This window comes from Salinimicrobium maris, assembly GCF_049680855.1.
Lineage (GTDB): Bacteria > Bacteroidota > Bacteroidia > Flavobacteriales > Flavobacteriaceae > Salinimicrobium.
This window is the reverse complement of record NZ_JBMPGS010000005.1, coordinates 182,365-201,198: the sequence shown is the minus strand read 5'-3', so window position 1 is coordinate 201,198 and position 18,834 is coordinate 182,365. Positions and strand designations below refer to the sequence as shown.

Sequence of the window (18,834 nt, the reverse complement as noted above, 5' to 3'; positions counted from 1 at the left end):
TAATTTTTTTAAGCAAAGTATTTTAACCTTCTGGAAACTTTAACTACAGGATAATTGGTATTTTTGGGATAAAATTTAAATAAAAATGAAACAAATTTGTTTATTGGTCCTTACCATTTTCTTAAGTAATTCCGCTATTGCCCAGAAAAGAGCGGACGAAGAAGCATTGCATTCCAACCCCAAACTGGTGGTAGGTGTAGTTGTAGATCAAATGAGGTACGACTACATTACCCGCTTCTATAGTAAATTTGGGGATGGAGGTTTCAAAAGACTCGTTGGGAAAGGCTTCAACTTTAAAAATGCACATTTCAATTATATTCCAACCTATACCGGCCCGGGACATGCTTCGGTACATACCGGTGCGACACCAGAGAGTCATGGGATTATAGGAAACAACTGGTACAATAAGTTTGAACGTGAAAGTGTTTACTGTGCAGGTGACGATTCAGTTGAACCTGTAGGTACAACTTCTTCTGCGGGGAAAATGTCTCCGCATAGAATGTTGACCACTACTTTCGCAGATGAAAACCGTCTCCATACTCAGCTAAAAGGAAAGACTATTGGTGTGGCACTTAAAGATCGCGGATCTATCTTACCTGCGGGACATGCTGCAAATGCTGCATACTGGTTCCATGGGCAGGTTGAAGGTAAGTGGATCACCAGTTCCTACTATCGAAATGATCTGCCTCAATGGGTAAAAGATTTTAATGCTTCCGGAAAAGCAGATTCCTACTTTAAAACATGGGAACCGCTTCACGACATCTCCACTTATACAGAGAGCGGTAGTGATGCCAATGAATATGAAGGCGGATTTAGAGGTCAGGAAACAGCGGCTTTTCCCTATAATCTGAAGGATTTAAGCGCTAAAAACGGAGGGTATGAGATTATTAAAGCTACTCCTTTTGGAAACAGCCTAACGCTTGATTTTGCACTTGCCGCAATTGACGGGGAAGATTTAGGGCAGGATGAAATAACAGATGTATTAACTCTTAGCTTTTCCTCAACAGATTATGTAGGTCATAACTTCGGAGTGAATTCCAAAGAAATTGAAGATACTTATTTGCGCCTGGATCAGGATATAAAAAGACTGTTAGATGCTTTGGACGAAAAAGTTGGTAAAGGAAATTACACGGTGTTTCTTACTTCAGATCATGGTGGGGTGCATGTTCCATCTTACCTGGAATCTGTGAAGATCCCGGCTGGATATTTTGATTTTGGAGATTACATTTCTTCGGTAGAAGATTTTCTTCTTAAGCGGTTTGGTGTAGATGACATCATTTTAAATGTTTCAAATAATCAGCTGTTTTTTGATTATGAAAAGCTTTTGGCAGAAGATATAAGTTTCGAAGAAGTGGAAGAAGCAATAGCTCATTACAGTCTGCAGTATGAAATGATTAATAAGGTTTACACCCGTAGCCAGCTGGAGGCGACAACCTTCACCCGTGGCATGGATGCTTTGATCGATATGGGATATCATCAAAAAAGAAGTGGAGATGTGATTCTGGTTTTAGATCCTTCGGTTATATCCTATTCCCGAACAGGTTCTACGCACGGCAGCGGACAAAATTACGATACTCATGCGCCGCTTATCTTGTTTGGTAACGGAATTAATCAGGGAAGTTCTGCCGAAAGAGTGAGCATTACAGATATTGCTCCTACTATTTCGACGCTGTTGGGAATCCCTTTTCCTAATGGAGCTACAGGAGAACCTTTATTAATGGCGATCGAAAAATAGCATTTTTTCAGAAGATTTTGGAGAGCATTTTTTTATAACGGAGCCTTCTAATGAAGGCTCCTTCTTTTTTGGAGACCAGGAAGGGCATATTTTCGGCTTTTGCATGATAATAGCCCTGCATGTAATCTTTTAGTAAGGATTTTTTTCCTTTTTTCAGCGCGAGTTTTGCCGAAGCAATCAATGTGATGAGCAAACCGTACCTAAGTTTATAAAATGCCTCTCCCTGTTTTAATTTTGCGGCTTTGTTGTAGGTGAATCCTGTCGGCCTCAGGTGTTTCACGGCCAAAGAAGCATCTGTAATTATTTTCCAGCCGTGATATTGCGCTAACAATTCGTCTACGGTGTCCCATCCCATTGAAGGTTTCAAACCGCCAATTTCTTTAAAACATTCTTTTCTATAGGCTTTTAAAGCACCCCGAATGTGATCTTTCCCGGTTAGTTTTTCCTGTTCCCATTTATCATTATTAAGGATATGGCAAAAACCTCCTGCCATGCCCGATTTTGGATCAGCTTTGAAGTAATTTGAAATTTTTTCTAAATAATTCTTCGGAAAAATAAGGTCGGCATCAAACTTACAGATGATATCGTAACTGTCGTTTAATGTTTCAAAACCTTTGTAAAAAGCATTTACCACTTTACTGCCGGGCAAATGAGCTTCAGAGGATTTTGTTTTCACAAGAGAAATGAAATTGTATTTTTCAGCAAAAGATAAAACAATTGCTGAAGTCTCATCATAAGATTGATCGTCTACCACCACAATTTTCTTCGGAAGCAGGGTTTGCGCTGCAAGTGATTGCAAAGTTTGATCAATAAAAGATGCTTCGTTGTGGGCGGGAATGACGATGTAGATATCCAAAAATGAGATTTTGCAGCTAATTTACATAAATTCCATCTTGGTTCCTGATCTTCGCCAGGCACTTCTCAAGGGTTGCTGTAAAGAGAAAAGATAAATTGAGAAAAGAATAAATTCCGTGAGAAAGCCTCTTCAAAATGTCATTTTTGAATGGTTATTTTCTCTCGGCGTAGACGGCATAGTAGCGTGGAGTGAACTTTCGGAGTAGGGGCCGAAAACCAACTTTATTAACAGGATTTGTCCACTTTTTGCGTGCTTTAATTTCCCAACCGGTTTTTTCCAGAAGCCAATCAAATTGCCAGTCTTCAAATTCATGAAAATGACGATCCCATTTGTCTGTTTTGCTACGGTAGGCAGGAGCGAACCACAATTTCAAAGGCACGGTGGCTACGAGTTTATCTGCTTTTATCTCCTTAAGAACATTAAAAGGAGCCAGCAGATGTTCGAAGATTTCAAAAGCAGTGACAATTTCAGCCTCTGTGTTTTTTACCGCTTCAGGATGAAAATCTAAATCTTCGCCACTGGTATTTGTAACTTTGTAACCCTCTTTTTTCATAATTTCAGAAAAAGGGTTTTCAACCCCAAGATCCAGGATTTGAGCGGGAGCAGGGGCTACCTGCTGTAAAAATTCGAGGGTATGTTTAAAGCGCTTATCAGGAAAATTGTCTTCGTACATGTTAGCACTTGTAAACTATGCAGTTAACATTCATTCCCGCGCCAACGCTGGCCAGCATGATAACATCGCCGGGTACAATTTCCTGATCTTGCATTTGGCCTTTTACAATAAGATCAAGCAAAGTGGGCACGGTGGCTACACTGCTATTTCCCAATTTATCAATGCTCATGGGCATAATTCCTTCAGGAACTTTTTGACCGAAAAGTTTGTAGAACCTCTTGACAATGGCTTCGTCCATTTTCTCGTTGGCCTGGTGTATGAGGATTTTTTTAAGGTTTTCTATGGGCACGCCACTTTTTTCAAGGCATAATTTCATGGCTTCGGGCACTTTGCTTAAGGCAAATTCGTAAATTTTGCGGCCATGCATTTTGATGTAGCGTCTTTCTTCGGAAATAGAAGGGTTATTTGATTTTCCGAAGTAGATATAATTTCCTTCTTCCAGAGCATGGGTGGCGCTTTCGTGAGCGAGGATTCCGCCCAGCTGGTCTGTTGTTTCAATAACTGTTGCACCCGCACCATCTGAATAGATCATGGAATCTCTGTCGTGCTTATCGACGACCCTCGAAAGAGTTTCAGAACCTATAACGAGGCATTTTTTTGCTATTCCGGCTTTGATGAATGCATTTGCCTGTATCACTGCTTCCACCCAGCCCGGGCAGCCAAAAAGTATATCGTAGGCAACACATTTTGGATTTTTGATTTTCAGCTTTTGCTTTACCCTCGTGGCAATACTTGGCACAGTATCGCTCTGCATCTGGTTGTGAGAAACGTCGCCATAATTATGGGCTACGATCAAATAATCCAGTTCCTCCGGATTTATTCCTGCGTCCAAAATGGCTTTTTCAGCAGCGAAGAAAGCGATGTCAGAATTTGTAAGATCGTTGGTGATGTATCTTCTTTCTGCTATACCTGTGATCGCTTTGAATTTTTCTATAATGACAGTATTGGGCTGATTGAAGCCTGTGCCATCCAGGTTCAGAAATTCATGTTCATGAAAATCTGAATTCTTTTCGATCTTGCCGGGAATGAAACTTCCAATCCCTGTAATTTTGATACTCATAACAATAATTCTTGGGGTAAACTACTCAAAATTAATAAAACCAAGGGCATGAATAAACAAATTGCTGCGATAAAAATTCAGTTTTATTGAATTCGCAACAAAGACTTCCCATCTTATTGAGTCATTATAAATTATGATAAAATAAAGAGTTTCTGTTAAATAATGGTTAAGAAGTATAAGCGAAAAAAGCCTCCAAAATGTCATTTTTGGAGGCTCTTACTATTTAAATCTCTACTTACATATATTCCTCAATAGGAGCACAGGTACAAATAAGATTTCGGTCGCCGAGTGCATCATCTACTCGTCGTACAGAAGGCCAGAATTTGTTGTCACGCAAATATTCCAGCGGATAAGCGGCTTTTTCGCGATTGTAAGGCAGGTTCCACTCATCTGAAGTCAACATTTGTAAGGTATGCGGTGCATTTTTGAGGACGTTGTTGGAATCTCCTTCCTCTACTTCATCGATTTCCCTCTTGATAGAAAGTAAAGCATCGCAAAACCGATCCAATTCAGCTTTGCTTTCACTTTCGGTAGGTTCGATCATCAAGGTACCGGCCACGGGGAAGGAAACCGTTGGAGAATGGAAACCATAATCAATAAGCCTTTTTGCAATATCTGTAATTTCAATTCCTTTTGCTTTAAAAGGGCGACAATCAAGAATCATTTCGTGAGCTGCACGACCGCGCTCTCCACTGTAAAGGGTTTTGAACTGGTTGTTTTCCTCCAGTCGTGCTTTTATATAATTAGCGTTTAAAATGGCATATTGAGTAGCCTTTTTTAAACCTTCGCTGCCCAGCATAGTAATATAGGCGTAAGAGATCAAACAAACCAAAGCCGACCCCCATGGTGCTGCAGAAATTGCCGGAATGGCTTCCTCGCCACCTGTTGGGATTACCGGGTTACCCGGAAGGAATGGCACAAGCTGAGGTGCCACGCAAATTGGCCCAACTCCGGGTCCACCACCGCCATGCGGAATGGCAAATGTTTTATGAAGGTTGAGGTGGCAAACATCGGCGCCGATTCTTCCGGGATTTGTGAGTCCCACCTGTGCGTTCATGTTCGCACCGTCCATATAAACCTGTCCGCCGTTGTCATGAATAATCTGTGTGATCTCGCGAATGGCAGACTCAAAAACGCCGTGAGTGGAAGGATAAGTAACCATTAAAGCAGCCAGATTATCTTTGTGCTTTAGTGCTTTTTCCCGAAGGTCATCCACATCAATGTTTCCGTTTTCTGAAGCTTTGGTAACCACCACTTTCATTCCTGCCATTACTGCAGAAGCAGGGTTGGTTCCATGGGCAGAGGAAGGAATAAGACAAATATTACGATGAGAATCACCACGAGATTCATGATATGCTCTAATTACCATAAGTCCGGCAAGTTCACCCTGTGCGCCAGAGTTTGGTTGAAGCGAAGTTGCGGCAAATCCGGTAATCTTATTTAATTGTTGTTCCAGTCTTTTTAGCACGATTTGATAACCTTCGGCCTGGTCAAGCGGTACAAATGGGTGAATATTTCCCCACTGCGGATAACTGATTGGCAACATTTCGGCTGCAGCGTTGAGTTTCATGGTACAGGAACCCAGCGCGATCATGGAATGGTTAAGGGAAAGGTCTTTTCTTTCCAGTTTTTTAATGTATCGCATCAACTCTGTTTCCGAATGATAGGAGTTGAAAACATCATTTTGAAGGAAGGTGGTTTTTCGTTCTATCGCTTCAGGAATTTTATTCTCTTCAGAAAGGGCAGAAATCTTTTCAGTTTCTTTTTCGGCGACTTCAGAAAATATTTCCAGGACCTTATTAAGATCATCAATATTGGTTGCTTCGTTAAGGGAAATAGCAACAGTTTCTGAAGAAGGATAATAGAAATTTACTTCTTTTGCTTCAGCAGCAGCTTTTATTTTCTGCGCATCGGCTTTTATAAGAATTGTATCGAAAAAGGCTGAGTTAAGCTGTGGAAATCCAAGTTCATCCAATTTCTCAGCAAGCGTTACTGCCGATTTATGTACTTTGTTTGCAATAAATTTCAGTCCTTTTGGTCCGTGATATACAGCATACATTCCGGCCATTACTGCAAGGAGTACTTGGGCAGTACAAATATTTGAAGTTGCTTTATCTCTTTTAATGTGTTGCTCCCTTGTTTGCAGCGCCATTCTTAAAGCAAGGTTACCATCCATGTCTTTAGTGGCACCAATGATCCTTCCGGGGATGCTGCGCTTAAATTCTTCACGGGTGGCGAAGTAAGCTGCGTGAGGACCACCGTAGCCTAACGGGATTCCGAAGCGTTGTGTAGTTCCCACCACCACATCAACTCCAAATTCTCCCGGGGCTTTCAATTTTACAAGACTTAAAATATCGGCTGCAACAGCAACTTTGATTTCTGCATCTTTTGCCTGTGCTACAAATTCTTCGTAGTTAAAAACCTGTCCTAACTTTCCCGGATACTGTAGAAATGCACCAAAGAACTTATCTGAAAAATCAAATTCTTCATGATTTCCTATAACTAACTCGATATCTAATGGAAGCGCCCTTGACTTTAATACATCAATGGTTTGCGGCAAAACTTCTTCAGAAACAAAGAATTTATTTACCTCACTTTTCTTCTGAGCACGACTTCTTACGGAATAAAGCAAAGACATAGCTTCCCCGGCAGCAGTAGACTCGTCAAGAAGGGAAGCATTTGCAAGCTCCATTCCGGTAAGATCTGCAATGACCGTTTGGAAATTCAGTAAAGCTTCCAGTCTTCCCTGGGCGATCTCTGCCTGGTAAGGCGTGTAAGCAGTATACCACCCCGGATTCTCTAAAATGTTCCTTTGAATTACTGGCGGAGTGACAGATTCGTGATAGCCTAACCCAATATAAGTTTTAAAAATTTTATTTTTGGCAGCTAAAGCAATGCTGTGGGAGATATATTCGTTTTCGCTCATTGCAGGAGCGAGCTCCAAATCCTTTTTTAAACGAATGTCATCTGGGAGCGTTTCGTAGATAAGCTGGTCTAGAGAATCTACACCAACTGCTTTTAACATTTCTGGAAGGTCATTTTCTTTGGGACCTATGTGTCGCAGGGCAAAAGAAGTTGTATTCATTAAGAAAAGTTGTGTTTTGAGCTGCGAAATTACATATTTTAAACCTATTTTTTAAGGATTTTGACAGGAACTCTTGTTAAGATTTTGCCCTGTAAATCTGAGGAATTATCACTGCTGAAAAAGCCATTATGAACCTTTTAAAGAACCTGTTCTCGTTTTATATAAACAGCAGTATTCATGTTGCTCTAGCGGTTACATCTTTAACTGCTATTTCTGCTTTGCACTTTCATTTTTCGCCAGATCCAGACCTGCTGTTCTTTGTGTTTTTTGGAACAGTAACAGCTTATAATTTTATCAAGTTTGCCGGTATTGCGAAACTTCACCATCGCAGTCTCACCCCAAACCTAAAGATCATCCAGGTGTTTTCTTTCTTTAGTTTTATTGCGCTTGTTTATTTTGGCTTTCACGTAAAGCCTGAAATACTTTTCATCTCAGGAGGTTTTGGGATACTTACTTTATTTTATGCGTTGCCATTTTATGGAGAAAGAAACCTGCGTACCATTGGCGGAATAAAGATTTACATTATTGCGATCATTTGGGCAGGCGTCACTGTTTTTTCTCCTGTAAGGAATGTGGGTATGGAGGTGACAGGAGATGTATTTCTGGAATTTGTGCAGCGCGTATTGCTTGTATTGGTACTGCTTATCCCTTTTGAAATTAGAGATTTGAAATACGATAAAGTAGCCTTAAAAACACTTCCGCAGAACATTGGGGTAAGGAGATCTAAGAAGTTAGGAGTTGCTCTTTTGATAATAATAATTGTGCTGGAGTTTCTTAAGAGCAGTATGACCACGACTTCTTTGGCAGCATTGATATTAATGTCAATATTAGCAGGCTGGTTTGTAATGATAAGTAAGGAAGATCAATCCAGGTACTTTTCTTCTTTCTGGGTAGAAGGTATCCCAATTGTATGGCTGGTAATATTGCTGCTGCTCAAAAATGTGCTTTAAAGATTCTCTTCAATTTTTCTTTTGTAGTTCTCTTTTTCCTGGCGGGTACAAGTTTTAATGGATGCTTTTTTAAGCAATTTTGAGAGCTTGAGATTTTTTCGGGTATAATCTTTGCAGGTTTTGCAAAAGAGAAGGTGAAGACGCAATTTTATTTTATTTTGGAAACCTGCTTCACGATACTGGGCTTTATCACAGAAGTTCTCAGCTTCAGAACAGTTTATTTTAAATAATTTACTAAAAATCATAATTAAAACCAGTTTTTCTCCAGGCATTTAGCCAGAGAAACTCTGGCTCTGTGAATGATCACCCACAAATTAGACGGACTAATATTAAATTCATTACAAATAGCTTCTGTTTCTACTCCTTCAATGGTTTTCATTTTAAATATGGTCGCCTGCTTTTCATTCAGCTGGTCGAGACATTCCAGGATTGCGAGTCCCAGCTCGTCATTTTCCATGATATCTTCCGCAGTCTTGTCAGAGAGGTCTGCTATTTGCTCTTCCAGCCATTCACCTTCATTGTCGCTGCTGTTATACTGGATCTTTACTTCGGCTTTGCCTTTATTGGAATTAATTTTCCTGTAATAATCAACAATTTTCCTTTTCAAAATAGAAATAAGCCAGGTTCTTTCTGAAGCTTCTCCTTTAAAGTTCTTCATGGATTTGAGACCGGCAAGAAAAGTTTCAGAAATTAAATCATTCGTAACTTCCCTGTCATTTACACGCACAATGGTGTAATTGAATAGGTAGTCTGAATATTTATCGACCCATTTTGTAGGATCAATAAGGTGATTTGTCATTTCCGCGTTGTTATTCTTTAAAAATAGGAAAAGTTTTTCTCTCTAGATGCCGGCTGTAAAAAATTAAGGCGCAGCAATTCAACCTGAATCACAACGCCTTCAATTTTATTTCTTTTCAATAAGTCCGGCGCGCCTTAAAAGGGCTTCGGGTTGAGGTTCTTTTCCGCGGAATTCTTTGTAGAGCTTCAGCGGATGCTCAGTTCCGCCGCGCGATAAAATACTGTTCCTGAACTTATCTGCAGTTTCCCTGTCAAAAATGCCATTTTCCTTGAAGAATTCAAAGGTGTCGGCATCCAGAACTTCGGCCCATTTGTAGGAGTAGTAACCGGCGGCATAACCACCCTGGAAAATATGGCTGAAGGATGTACTCATACAATTTTCCTGCACATCGGGATACAACTTTGTTGGTTCAAAAGCCTGGTCTTCATGAGCTTTAACATTGGTTACGTTGGAAGGATCAATTCCATGCCAGCTCATATCGAGCATTCCAAAGCTTAGTTGGCGTAAAGTGGCCATTCCCTCATGAAAAGTGGCAGATTCCTTTATCTTTCTAATATATTCCTGCGGAATGATTGCATTTGTTTCGTAATGCCTTGCAAAAAGCTCGAGCGCTTCCTTCTCATAGCACCAGTTTTCAAGCACCTGGCTTGGCAGTTCTACAAAATCCCAGTAAACATTCGCACCTGAAAGGCTTGGATAGGTGCTATTTGCCAGCATTCCATGCAGGGCATGACCAAATTCGTGGAAGAGCGTGGTGACTTCAGTAAATGTCAATAAAGAAGGTTCCTCGTCAGTAGGTTTAGTGAAGTTGCAAACAATTGAAATGTGTGGTCTTTCTTCCCGGCCATTTCTCTTTTGTTGAGGTTTATAGGAAGTCATCCAGGCACCGCCTCTTTTTCCTTCTCTCGGAAAAAAGTCTGCATAGAAAACTGCCAGTTCCTTTCCGTATTCATCTTTGACCCTGTAGGTCTTTACTTCTTGGTGATATTTATCAATATCAAATACTTCCTCGAAATTAAGTCCGTAAAGTTTTTCAGAAACGGCAAATACTCCATTGATTACATTTTCCAGTTCAAAATATGGCTTTAGCTGTTCATCGTCCAGGTCAAAAAGTTTCTTTCTAAGCTTTTCACTATAGAATGCAGCATCCCATTTTTCCAGCCTATCGATTTGATCCAATTCCTTAGCGTAGTTTTCCAGCTCTTCAAATTCTTTTTCTGCAGCAGGTTTGGCTTTTTCCAATAGTTCCTGAAGAAAATCCTCCACTTTTTGAGGAGTCTCGGCCATGCGCTCTTCCAAAATGAATTCTGCAAAAGTGCTGTAACCTAAAAGGTTTGCTTTTTCGTGTCTCAGTTTTGCGATCTGCAATACATTTTCCTGGTTGTCCAGCTCATCATTATGAAAACCCTTGGCGCCAAAAGCCAGTGCCATTTTTTTTCGAAGATCTCGATTCTTAGCATATTTCATGAACGGGAGGTAACTCGGGTAATGGAGATTGAAAATCCAGCCTTCCTTATTCTTGGATTTGGCAAGCTGTTTTGCGGCACTTCGTACGCCTTTAGGTAAGCCGTCAAGATCTTTCTCGTTTATGATATGAAGCTCGAATCTGTTCGTTTCAGCCAGCACATTTTCTCCAAAATTGAGACTTAATTTGGAGAGTTTCTTGTCAATTTCCCGCAACTGCTGCTTTTTCTCTTCCGGCAGGTTCGCACCGTTACGTGCAAACATTTTATATTTTTTATCGAGAAGCGTTTGTTGTTCCACGTTCAGGTCCAAAGATTTCCTTTGATCATAAACTGCTTTTACTTTTCCAAAAAGTTGCTCATCAAGAATGATATCATTTCTAAAATCTGAAAGCAACGGAGAAATTTCCTGTGCAAGTTTTTGAATGGCGTCATTAGTTTCGGCAGAATTCAGATTAAAAAAGATGCTGGTTACCCGGTCTAATTTAGCTCCTGAAAATTCCAGTTCTTCAATAGTGTTCGCAAAAGTGGGTTTTTCGGAAGAATTTGTTATTTCACTAATTTGTTGCCGGGCAATTTCTACCGCTTTTTCGATTGCGGGTTTGAAATATTCGGTCTTTATTTTTGAAAATGGTGCGGTATTAAAGTCCTGTAAAAGTGGATTATTATTAGACATACTAAGTTTTTAAATTAAAAATTGTGAAGCTTATCGGATTTTTGACGCACTTCCTCGATAATATATGAAAGAAATTGTATCTTTACATCTTCTTGAGTTAAGAATAAGAGACACGAAATGTAGCTTTAGGTTTTGATTAATATATTTAGAATGGTTAATAAATAGTATTAAACAGATAAACAGCTACAGGAGAAAGCCACGCAATCGCGTGGCTTTTACTTTTTCAGATTGCTTGCACCTTCAATGACTTTTTTCTTAAGTCCTTCCTTATATGCAATGATTTTGTTTTGAATATTTTTATTGGAAGCACCAAGGATTTGTGCAGCCAGGATTCCTGCATTCTTGGCGCCGTCTAAAGCTACAGTCGCAACAGGAACACCACCCGGCATTTGTAAAATGGAAAGAACAGAATCCCAACCATCAATAGAATTTCGTGATTTCACCGGAACCCCAATGACGGGAAGAGGAGAAAGTGAAGCAATCATTCCCGGTAGATGCGCTGCACCGCCGGCCCCAGCGATGATCACCTGGATTCCGCGGGAATGCGCGTTTTTTCCGTAGTCGAAAAGTTTATCTGGCGTGCGGTGAGCAGAAACAATATCAAGTTCTGCTTCAATATCAAATTCTTTGAGAATATCAATCGCTTCCTGCATAACCGGAAGGTCGCTCGTGCTTCCCATGATGACTCCTACTTTGCTCATATATCAAAATTATAATGTTCAGATTTTATGTACTCGTTTGTTTTCGAAGTGCTTATTCGCTAATGACTCTAATGGAATCTTTTACTTCTTCCGCAATCTTGCGCGCTTCGGCCAAATCTTCATTTACGATCGTGACGTGCCCCATTTTTCTAAAGGGACGGGTTACTTTTTTTCCGTAGATGTGTGGCGTGACGGCTTTCATGCCCATTATTTTTGAAATGTTCTCGTAAATCACATTTCCCGTGTAATTTTCATCGCCCACCAGGTTTACCATTACTCCGCCAACCTTGCTACCTGTGTCCCCCAGCGGCAAATCGAGAATGGCTCTTATGTGTTGTTCAAACTGATTTGTGTAACTGGCTTCAATGGAATAATGCCCACTGTTGTGAGGCCTTGGAGCAACTTCGTTCACCAGCACTTCATCATCTCTTGTCTGGAACATTTCTACAGCCAGAAGCCCCACATGTTCAAATGCTTCAGAAACTTTTTTCGCCAAAGCCCTGGCTTTTTCGGCTACTGAAGGATCTATTCTTGCCGGACAAATCACATATTCTACCTGGTTAGCTTCCGGATGAAATTCCATTTCAACCACAGGGTACGTTTTCACTTCGCCCGAAGGATTCCGTGCAACGATCACCGCCAGTTCATTTTTAAACGGGATAAGATCCTCGGCAATACATGGAGTGTCAGAAATGGCATTTAAAGCCTCCATTTTTTTTATGACGGCAACACCTTTTCCATCATAACCGCCGGTAGTTGCTTTCCATACAAAAGGCAAACTTAAATACCCTTTTTCGATAGCGGAGGTTAATTCGGTTTTGGATTGGAATCTTTGAAAACTTGCTGTTGGAATGTCATTTTTGAGGTAAAATTCCTTTTGTACGCCTTTATCCTGGATTTTTCTCAAGGTTTCAGGAGCAGGAAAGACTTTTATTCCTTCCGTCTGAAGTTGTTCGAGTGCTTCAACGTTTACCGCCTCAATTTCGAATGTGAGCACATCTGCTTTTCTTCCGAAGTTGACCACGGTATCAAAATCCATTAAATCTCCCTCTTCAAAACTGTTGCAGGCCATTCTTGCGGGTGCTTCACTACTGGGGTCCAGCACAAGTGTGTGGATGTCAAACTTTCGGGTTTCATAAAGCATCATTTTCCCCAACTGGCCGCCACCAAGGATGCCCAGTTTAAATTCAGAAGAGAAATAGTTGGTCATAAATTCAGGTTTTAGCAAAAATAATTTATTAAGATTTAAAAGCAGAAATAATCCGCGGGAAATGTGCTTTTTTTGACCCGGTGAGTTTGAATGGAATACGTATCTTTGTTTCCCAAAAAATAATTCTGTTTTGGTGCAACTACACGATTTAAAATTTACTCCATTTATTTCTGAAACCGAGATCACATCGGCTATAGAAGAGCTGGCGCAAAAGATCAATGAAGAATACAGGGATGAAAAACCTGTTTTTTTAGGTATTTTAAACGGTGCTTTTCTCTTCGCTGCTGAACTTATCAAAAGATTTGAAGGAGATTGTGAGGTAAATTTTGTCAAGTTGAGCTCGTATGAAGGAACCGGAACCACAGGAAATGTGGATACCTTATTAGGACTTACGCAGCCCCTAGAAGGCAGAACGGTAATTGTCATTGAAGACATTGTGGATACCGGGAATACGCTGGAAAGCATTGACAGGATCTTAAAAGCTGAAAAAGTAAAAAAGTCAAAAATTGTTACCCTTTTCTATAAACCGGAGGCTTATAAAAAGCCTCTGTCAATAGATTATGTGGGAATAGAAATTCCAAATGATTTTATTGTAGGCTACGGATTGGATTACGACGGATTAGGAAGAAACCTTAGGCAAGTATATAAACTTAAAGAAAGCAACATGACAAACTTGGTGTTATTCGGCCCTCCTGGTGCCGGGAAAGGAACACAGGCAACCATTCTGAAGGATAAATATGAACTAAAGCATATCTCGACAGGTGATGTGTTTAGGTATAACATCAAAAATGCCACAGAACTTGGTACTTTGGCAAAATCCTATATGGATAAAGGTCAGTTGGTGCCAGATGAGGTGACAATTAATATGTTACGCGCCGAGGTTGAAAAAGATATAAACGGAAAAGGTTTCATCTTTGACGGTTTTCCAAGAACTGTTGCCCAGGCAGAAGCTTTAGCAGAACTGTTACAGGAACACGATACCGAAGTAAGCGCTATGGTTGCTCTTGAAGTAGATGATGAGGTGTTGGTGCAGCGACTGTTAGAAAGAGGAAAAACTTCAGGGAGACCAGATGATGCAAATGAAGAAGTTATTAGGAAGCGAATTAGGGTGTATTATGAAGAAACCGCTATTTTGAAGCAGTTTTACCTAAAACAGGATAAATATTTCGGCGTTGATGGTGAGGGAACCATTACCGAAATCACCGAGCGATTGAGCGAAGTAATAGATAAGATCAAAAAATAGCATTTTTGCTGAAAATTTTTAGAAAAAGAAGAAGAGCATGACAGAAGGGAATTTTGTTGACTACGTAAAAATTCACATTTCCTCCGGAAACGGCGGAAAAGGATCTGCGCACCTGCACCGTGAAAAATATATCGCCAAAGGAGGACCCGATGGTGGTGACGGTGGGCGTGGCGGACACGTAATTTTGCGTGGCAATAAAAACCTCTGGACCTTGTTTCATCTAAAATTCAAGAGGCACATCAAAGCCGGACATGGAGAACATGGTGGGAAGCAGCGAAGCACAGGCGGTGATGGGGAAGATCAGTATATTGAAGTCCCTTTGGGAACTGTGATTCGCGAGACGGAAACCCAGAAGATCCTGCATGAAATAACGGAAGACGGCCAGGAGATTGTAATTGCTGAAGGTGGGAAAGGAGGCCAGGGGAACTGGCATTTCAAATCTTCTACAAATCAAACGCCGCGCTATGCGCAACCGGGAATTCCCGGGGAAGAGCAGGATATCACCCTGGAGCTAAAGATTCTTGCAGATGTGGGCCTGGTAGGTTTTCCAAATGCAGGGAAATCCACTTTACTGTCAGTAATTACTGCTGCCAAGCCTAAGATCGCAGATTATGAATTCACCACACTAAAGCCCAACCTGGGAATTGTACAGTACAGGGATTTCAAGACCTTTGTTGTTGCCGACATACCCGGGATTATAGAAGGAGCTGCCGAAGGGAAGGGGATAGGCCACCGCTTTTTGCGTCACATAGAACGAAATTCTACTTTATTATTTTTGATCCCTGCAGATGCTGCAGACATCGTGGAGCAGTATGAAATTTTGCTGGACGAACTTCGACGATATAATCCAGAAATGCTGGATAAAGACAGGCTTATTGCGATCTCCAAAAGTGACATGCTGGATGAAGAATTGAAAAACGAGCTAAAAGAGGAACTGGACAAGAACCTGGATACTCCATTTATGTTCATCTCTTCTGTTGCGCAACAGGGTTTAACGCAGCTCAAAGATAGACTTTGGGAAATGCTCAATATTGAAGCTGAAGAGGTTTAAGGTATTGAGTTAAAATCGGGATGGTTTTTGCTGCTTTTCATAGAAAAACCGATGCGACTTCTAAAAGCTCTTTTCTTTTTGCTCCTTTTTGCGGCCTGTAATGCGCCACGTGTAGTGTATGATTATGACCAGCAGGTAAATTTCAAGCAGTATTCTACTTATAAATTATTTCCAGATTTCCAGACCAATCTAAGTCAGCTTGATGAAGACCGACTGGTAAGGGCTCTTCAAGAAACGCTTCAAAAAAGGGGTTTTTCCGAGGTTTCTTCTCCGCAACTCTATATTAATATAGCTACAGAACAGTTTCAGGAACAAAGCCGAAACAGTTTAGGAGTTGGAATAGGCGGCACCGGTAGAAATGTGGGGGTGGGTGTTTCCGGAGGTATTCCATTGGGTGGTCCAAAGACTTTTCTGAAGCTCACCTTTGATTTTATTGATGTAGAAGAGGATGCACTGGTTTGGCAGGCAGTTGTGGAGGCTAAATTTGACCCTGATGCTTCGCCGGAAGAAAGACAGGAACGTTTTCAGAAGATCGTTAAAAAAGCTTTGGAAGGTTATCCTCCCGAAGATTAAAAATTATTATCAAAATGCCATTTTCGAATATACAGCAATAAAAAAGGCTCCGATGTTTCGGAGCCTTTTCAATTGGTTGGTTAGTGAAGATGATTAATTGTTATCTTCTTGTTGCGCTTCAGGTTTGTCCTGGAAGTAAGGATTGTCGCTACCTACTTCTGTGAACTCACTTCTACGGTTTTTTGCATACTGCTCGTTTGTACAACCTGTTGGTTGAGTACAATCATTTAACGGTACTTCTTCACCATATCCTTTAGGCATCAATCTATTTCTGCTGATTCCTTGAGATACAAGATACTCAAGAGTAGATTCTGCACGTCTTTGAGAAAGATCCATGTTGTACTGGTCAGGTCCTCGTGCATCTGCGTGAGATCCAATTTCGATATTAAGCATTGGATAATTCTTCATGATCTCTGCAACACGGTTAAGTGTTGGCTCAGATTCTGGCTTGATAGTCGCTTTATCAAAATCAAAGTAAATGTTTCCTACGTTCGCGATCTGTCTTCTTCCGGTTTCAGGATTTATTTCGCTGATTTCGCTCGGCAATACCGGCTTTTCATATTCTGTGCGGGTGAATGCATAAAGATTGTCAGAGCCTCTTCTGTTAGAAGCAAGGTATCCTTTTTCTTCAGCTTCTCCTTCTTTTAATACAAAAGCGAAATCATCGAATTCACTGTTAAGAGAGTTTCCAAGGTTTTCTGCTTCTGAAAAAGTTCCATTCTCCATTTCACTTCGGTAGATATCAAGATTTCCAAAACCTAGACGGCCGTTGGAAGCAAAGTATAAAACTCCGTCGTTAGAAATGTAAGGGAACTGCTCTCTTTCGGGAGTGTTTACGTTTGGACCAAGGTTAACCGGTTCTCCAAAGGTACCGTCTGCATTAACATCTACACTGTAGATATCGAATGATCCCAAAGATCCAGGCATATCACTGGCAAAGTAAAGCTTCGTTCCATCCTGACTAAGAGTTGGGTGTTCAATAGAGTACTGATCGCTTGCAAAAGGAAGTGCTTCAATGTTATCCCACTCACCATCTACCATTTCGGCACGGTATATACTAATAGTTGCCACAGGCACTTCAGACCAGTCGGTTTTAACTCTTCGGTCATTTGTACGGTCAAAGAACATTACCTGACCATCTTCAGAAAAGGCAGCAGAACTTTCGTGAGTATCGGTATTGATTTCATCTCCAAAAAGAGAAACGTTGCTCAAAGTACCATCTTCAGAAATATCGGCTACATAAAGATCTAAATATGGCTTTTTGTTCCATAAATAAATTGGTCTGTCCTGGTTTCTTGTAGAAGCAAATACTACGCGGTCTCCCATAAATGAAATACCGAAGTCTGATGATGCAGCATTCTGCATCACCTGGTTTGTAGTATAAGTGTGAGCTACTGTTGTGTCCAACTGATTTTCCCACTCTTCAAAATCAACTTCTTTTCCTAAATAATCAGAAAGATATTCGGCTGCTTCTTCATTTTCTCCCATAGCTCTTAGGGCATGAGAAAATCTGAATTTATAAACCGGCTCAACTTCACCTTCGTGTCTTAGAAAAAGAAGACGGTAAGTCTTTGCTGCATCATCCATTTGATTGGTGTAAAAATAAGCGTCACCAAGATTCTGAAGGATGTGCTGGGTCTTATCTGCCGCTTGGCGGTACTCCTGCGCAGCATCAATGTAGGCCCTTTTAAGGAAAAGCTTGTCGGCTTTCTTGATATTGGCATTCTGTGCGAATCCCGATACCCCTACAATAAGTATGGTTAAAATTGTTGTATATAAGTTTTTCATATTTCTTGTTTTTTAGAAGAATCGGGGTGATACGTTGTAACCTTTGGATAGTCCAAGTAGGTCAAGATCAAATAATACCATGATCTCATGAGTCCCATCGTTGTAATCTCCAAGGTTTCCTGTAGTGTAATCATAAGCGTATCCTATTCTAAGTTCAGGAGTCACTCTGAAGTTTACCAATCCGCTTACAGTATCGTCCAGGCGGTATGCGATACCGGCTTCAAAACGATTATAAAGAAGGAAGTTTGCAGTAAGATCTACAGATAATGGTGCTCCTTCTACCCCTCTCATCATAAAAGCAGGTTTGAATTTAAGGCTTGGGTTTAGATCGAATACATAACCACCGGTTAAGAAGTAGTGGATGTTTTCCTCTCCAAGACGCGCTAATCCTGTTTCATTTTCAAGGTGCTTAGCTGTAAAAAGGTTTGGAGCAGATAAACCAACATAGTAGTTTTCTCCAAATAAGTAGGTACCCACACCAAAGTTAGGAAATGCTTCGCTGATGTTCTGCAAAGCAGGGTCAACCATGTCATTACCAGTTTCAAGAGCAGTAAGATCGGCATCAAAGAATGTAACACCCGCCTTTACCCCAAAGGATAGTTTGGTGCTTTCTGATACAGGAAGAACATAAGCAACATCTGCATAAAGATTGTTCTCCTTTACAATATCGCCTATCTCGTCGTGTACAACAGATATTCCTGCTTCAAGTCTGTTGGATAAAGGAGTGTGAGCGAAGAAGGTTGCCGTTTCCGGTGCTCCTTCCATACCTGCCCACTGATTCCTGTAGATCCCCCCAACATTTAGCATTCCCATATCATCTATAGCATAAGCGGGGTTTATAACGCTCATGTTGTACATGTATTGGGTATACATTGGATCTTGTTGAGCATTACCCTTTATAGAAAAAAGGGCAATGCTTACAATAGTTAAAAGTTTAATATATGAATTTCTCATGTGTTTCGGATGTTTCT

Annotated in this window: 15 protein-coding genes; 5 read left to right on the top strand and 10 right to left on the bottom strand. The window is 40.7% G+C overall.

Features of this window, described 5'->3' with window-relative positions:
- Positions 1-85: 85 nt before the first annotated feature.
- Positions 86-1,735: an alkaline phosphatase PafA gene (gene pafA / locus ACOV1Q_RS14590; protein WP_424495131.1), complete on the top strand. Its 1,650-nt coding sequence runs from the start codon at positions 86-88 to the stop codon at positions 1,733-1,735.
- A gap of 7 nt (positions 1,736-1,742) precedes the next feature.
- On the opposite strand, the gene ACOV1Q_RS14585 is transcribed toward pafA, so the two are convergent.
- The 4 genes from ACOV1Q_RS14585 to gcvP all read right to left on the bottom strand — a co-directional run bounded on the left by ACOV1Q_RS14585 (position 1,743) and on the right by gcvP (position 7,409).
- On the bottom strand, positions 1,743-2,591 hold the full coding sequence (locus tag ACOV1Q_RS14585; protein ID WP_424495130.1) for a glycosyltransferase family 2 protein: 849 nt from the start codon (positions 2,589-2,591) through the stop codon (positions 1,743-1,745).
- A gap of 151 nt (positions 2,592-2,742) precedes the next feature.
- Complete coding sequence (locus tag ACOV1Q_RS14580) at positions 2,743-3,264, bottom strand: methyltransferase (protein WP_424495129.1); 522 nt, start codon at positions 3,262-3,264, stop codon at positions 2,743-2,745.
- Between the two features lies 1 nt (position 3,265).
- Complete coding sequence (locus ACOV1Q_RS14575; RefSeq protein WP_424495128.1) at positions 3,266-4,324, bottom strand: 3-oxoacyl-ACP synthase III family protein; 1,059 nt, start codon at positions 4,322-4,324, stop codon at positions 3,266-3,268.
- A 235-nt stretch (positions 4,325-4,559) separates the two neighbouring features.
- Positions 4,560-7,409: an aminomethyl-transferring glycine dehydrogenase gene (gene gcvP / locus ACOV1Q_RS14570; RefSeq protein ID WP_424495127.1), complete on the bottom strand. Its 2,850-nt coding sequence runs from the start codon at positions 7,407-7,409 to the stop codon at positions 4,560-4,562.
- A 128-nt stretch (positions 7,410-7,537) separates the two neighbouring features.
- Between gcvP and ACOV1Q_RS14565 the strand changes: the two genes are divergently transcribed.
- On the top strand, positions 7,538-8,359 hold the full coding sequence (locus ACOV1Q_RS14565; RefSeq protein ID WP_424495126.1) for a UbiA prenyltransferase family protein: 822 nt from the start codon (positions 7,538-7,540) through the stop codon (positions 8,357-8,359).
- 247 nt (positions 8,360-8,606) lie between these two features.
- Here the strand turns inward: ACOV1Q_RS14565 and ACOV1Q_RS14560 are convergent, their stop codons facing one another.
- From ACOV1Q_RS14560 to ACOV1Q_RS14545, 4 genes are all read right to left on the bottom strand, one after another.
- Entirely contained in the window at positions 8,607-9,158 is a 552-nt protein-coding gene (locus tag ACOV1Q_RS14560) for a sigma-70 family RNA polymerase sigma factor (RefSeq protein ID WP_424495125.1), read from the bottom strand.
- Positions 9,159-9,263: 105 nt separating this feature from the next.
- On the bottom strand, positions 9,264-11,297 hold the full coding sequence (locus ACOV1Q_RS14555) for a M3 family metallopeptidase (RefSeq protein ID WP_424495124.1): 2,034 nt from the start codon (positions 11,295-11,297) through the stop codon (positions 9,264-9,266).
- Between the two features lie 215 nt (positions 11,298-11,512).
- A complete protein-coding gene (gene purE, locus ACOV1Q_RS14550; RefSeq protein WP_424495123.1) occupies positions 11,513-11,998 on the bottom strand; it encodes a 5-(carboxyamino)imidazole ribonucleotide mutase in 486 nt (161 codons plus the stop codon).
- Between the two features lie 52 nt (positions 11,999-12,050).
- The gene (locus ACOV1Q_RS14545; RefSeq protein ID WP_424495122.1) at positions 12,051-13,208 is read right to left on the bottom strand and encodes a 5-(carboxyamino)imidazole ribonucleotide synthase; all 1,158 of its coding nucleotides are present in this window, start codon (positions 13,206-13,208) and stop codon (positions 12,051-12,053) included.
- Between the two features lie 130 nt (positions 13,209-13,338).
- On the opposite strand from ACOV1Q_RS14545, the gene ACOV1Q_RS14540 reads away from it, so the two are divergent.
- The 3 genes from ACOV1Q_RS14540 to ACOV1Q_RS14530 are packed head-to-tail and all read left to right on the top strand — an operon-like array spanning position 13,339 to position 16,075.
- On the top strand, positions 13,339-14,451 hold the full coding sequence (locus ACOV1Q_RS14540) for an adenylate kinase (protein ID WP_424495121.1): 1,113 nt from the start codon (positions 13,339-13,341) through the stop codon (positions 14,449-14,451).
- 37 nt (positions 14,452-14,488) lie between these two features.
- Positions 14,489-15,502 carry a GTPase ObgE gene (obgE, locus tag ACOV1Q_RS14535; protein WP_424495120.1) on the top strand — a complete coding sequence of 338 codons (1,014 nt, stop codon included), beginning with the start codon at positions 14,489-14,491 and terminating at the stop codon, positions 15,500-15,502.
- A gap of 51 nt (positions 15,503-15,553) precedes the next feature.
- The gene (locus ACOV1Q_RS14530; RefSeq protein WP_424495119.1) at positions 15,554-16,075 is read left to right on the top strand and encodes a DUF4136 domain-containing protein; all 522 of its coding nucleotides are present in this window, start codon (positions 15,554-15,556) and stop codon (positions 16,073-16,075) included.
- A gap of 93 nt (positions 16,076-16,168) precedes the next feature.
- Here the strand turns inward: ACOV1Q_RS14530 and ACOV1Q_RS14525 are convergent, their stop codons facing one another.
- Both ACOV1Q_RS14525 and ACOV1Q_RS14520 read right to left on the bottom strand, forming a co-directional pair.
- Positions 16,169-17,863, bottom strand: coding sequence for an OmpA family protein (locus ACOV1Q_RS14525; RefSeq protein WP_424495118.1), 1,695 nt, complete (start codon positions 17,861-17,863; stop codon positions 16,169-16,171).
- A gap of 12 nt (positions 17,864-17,875) precedes the next feature.
- The gene (locus ACOV1Q_RS14520; RefSeq protein ID WP_424495117.1) at positions 17,876-18,817 is read right to left on the bottom strand and encodes a PorP/SprF family type IX secretion system membrane protein; all 942 of its coding nucleotides are present in this window, start codon (positions 18,815-18,817) and stop codon (positions 17,876-17,878) included.
- Positions 18,818-18,834 lie beyond the last annotated feature (17 nt).

Excerpts from the sequence above, each read along its gene's own strand:
- pafA (WP_424495131.1), top strand. The coding sequence starts at position 86 with ATGAAACAAATTTGTTTATTGGTCCTTACCATTTTCTTAAGTAATTCC.
- ACOV1Q_RS14580 (WP_424495129.1), bottom strand. The coding sequence starts at position 3,264 with ATGTACGAAGACAATTTTCCTGATAAGCGCTTTAAACATACCCTCGAA.
- ACOV1Q_RS14575 (WP_424495128.1), bottom strand. The coding sequence starts at position 4,324 with ATGAGTATCAAAATTACAGGGATTGGAAGTTTCATTCCCGGCAAGATC.
- gcvP (WP_424495127.1), bottom strand. The coding sequence starts at position 7,409 with ATGAATACAACTTCTTTTGCCCTGCGACACATAGGTCCCAAAGAAAAT.
- ACOV1Q_RS14565 (WP_424495126.1), top strand. The coding sequence starts at position 7,538 with ATGAACCTTTTAAAGAACCTGTTCTCGTTTTATATAAACAGCAGTATT.
- ACOV1Q_RS14560 (WP_424495125.1), bottom strand. The coding sequence starts at position 9,158 with ATGACAAATCACCTTATTGATCCTACAAAATGGGTCGATAAATATTCA.
- ACOV1Q_RS14555 (WP_424495124.1), bottom strand. The coding sequence starts at position 11,297 with ATGTCTAATAATAATCCACTTTTACAGGACTTTAATACCGCACCATTT.
- purE (WP_424495123.1), bottom strand. The coding sequence starts at position 11,998 with ATGAGCAAAGTAGGAGTCATCATGGGAAGCACGAGCGACCTTCCGGTT.
- ACOV1Q_RS14545 (WP_424495122.1), bottom strand. The coding sequence starts at position 13,208 with ATGACCAACTATTTCTCTTCTGAATTTAAACTGGGCATCCTTGGTGGC.
- obgE (WP_424495120.1), top strand. The coding sequence starts at position 14,489 with ATGACAGAAGGGAATTTTGTTGACTACGTAAAAATTCACATTTCCTCC.
- ACOV1Q_RS14530 (WP_424495119.1), top strand. The coding sequence starts at position 15,554 with ATGCGACTTCTAAAAGCTCTTTTCTTTTTGCTCCTTTTTGCGGCCTGT.
- ACOV1Q_RS14525 (WP_424495118.1), bottom strand. The coding sequence starts at position 17,863 with ATGAAAAACTTATATACAACAATTTTAACCATACTTATTGTAGGGGTA.
- ACOV1Q_RS14520 (WP_424495117.1), bottom strand. The coding sequence starts at position 18,817 with ATGAGAAATTCATATATTAAACTTTTAACTATTGTAAGCATTGCCCTT.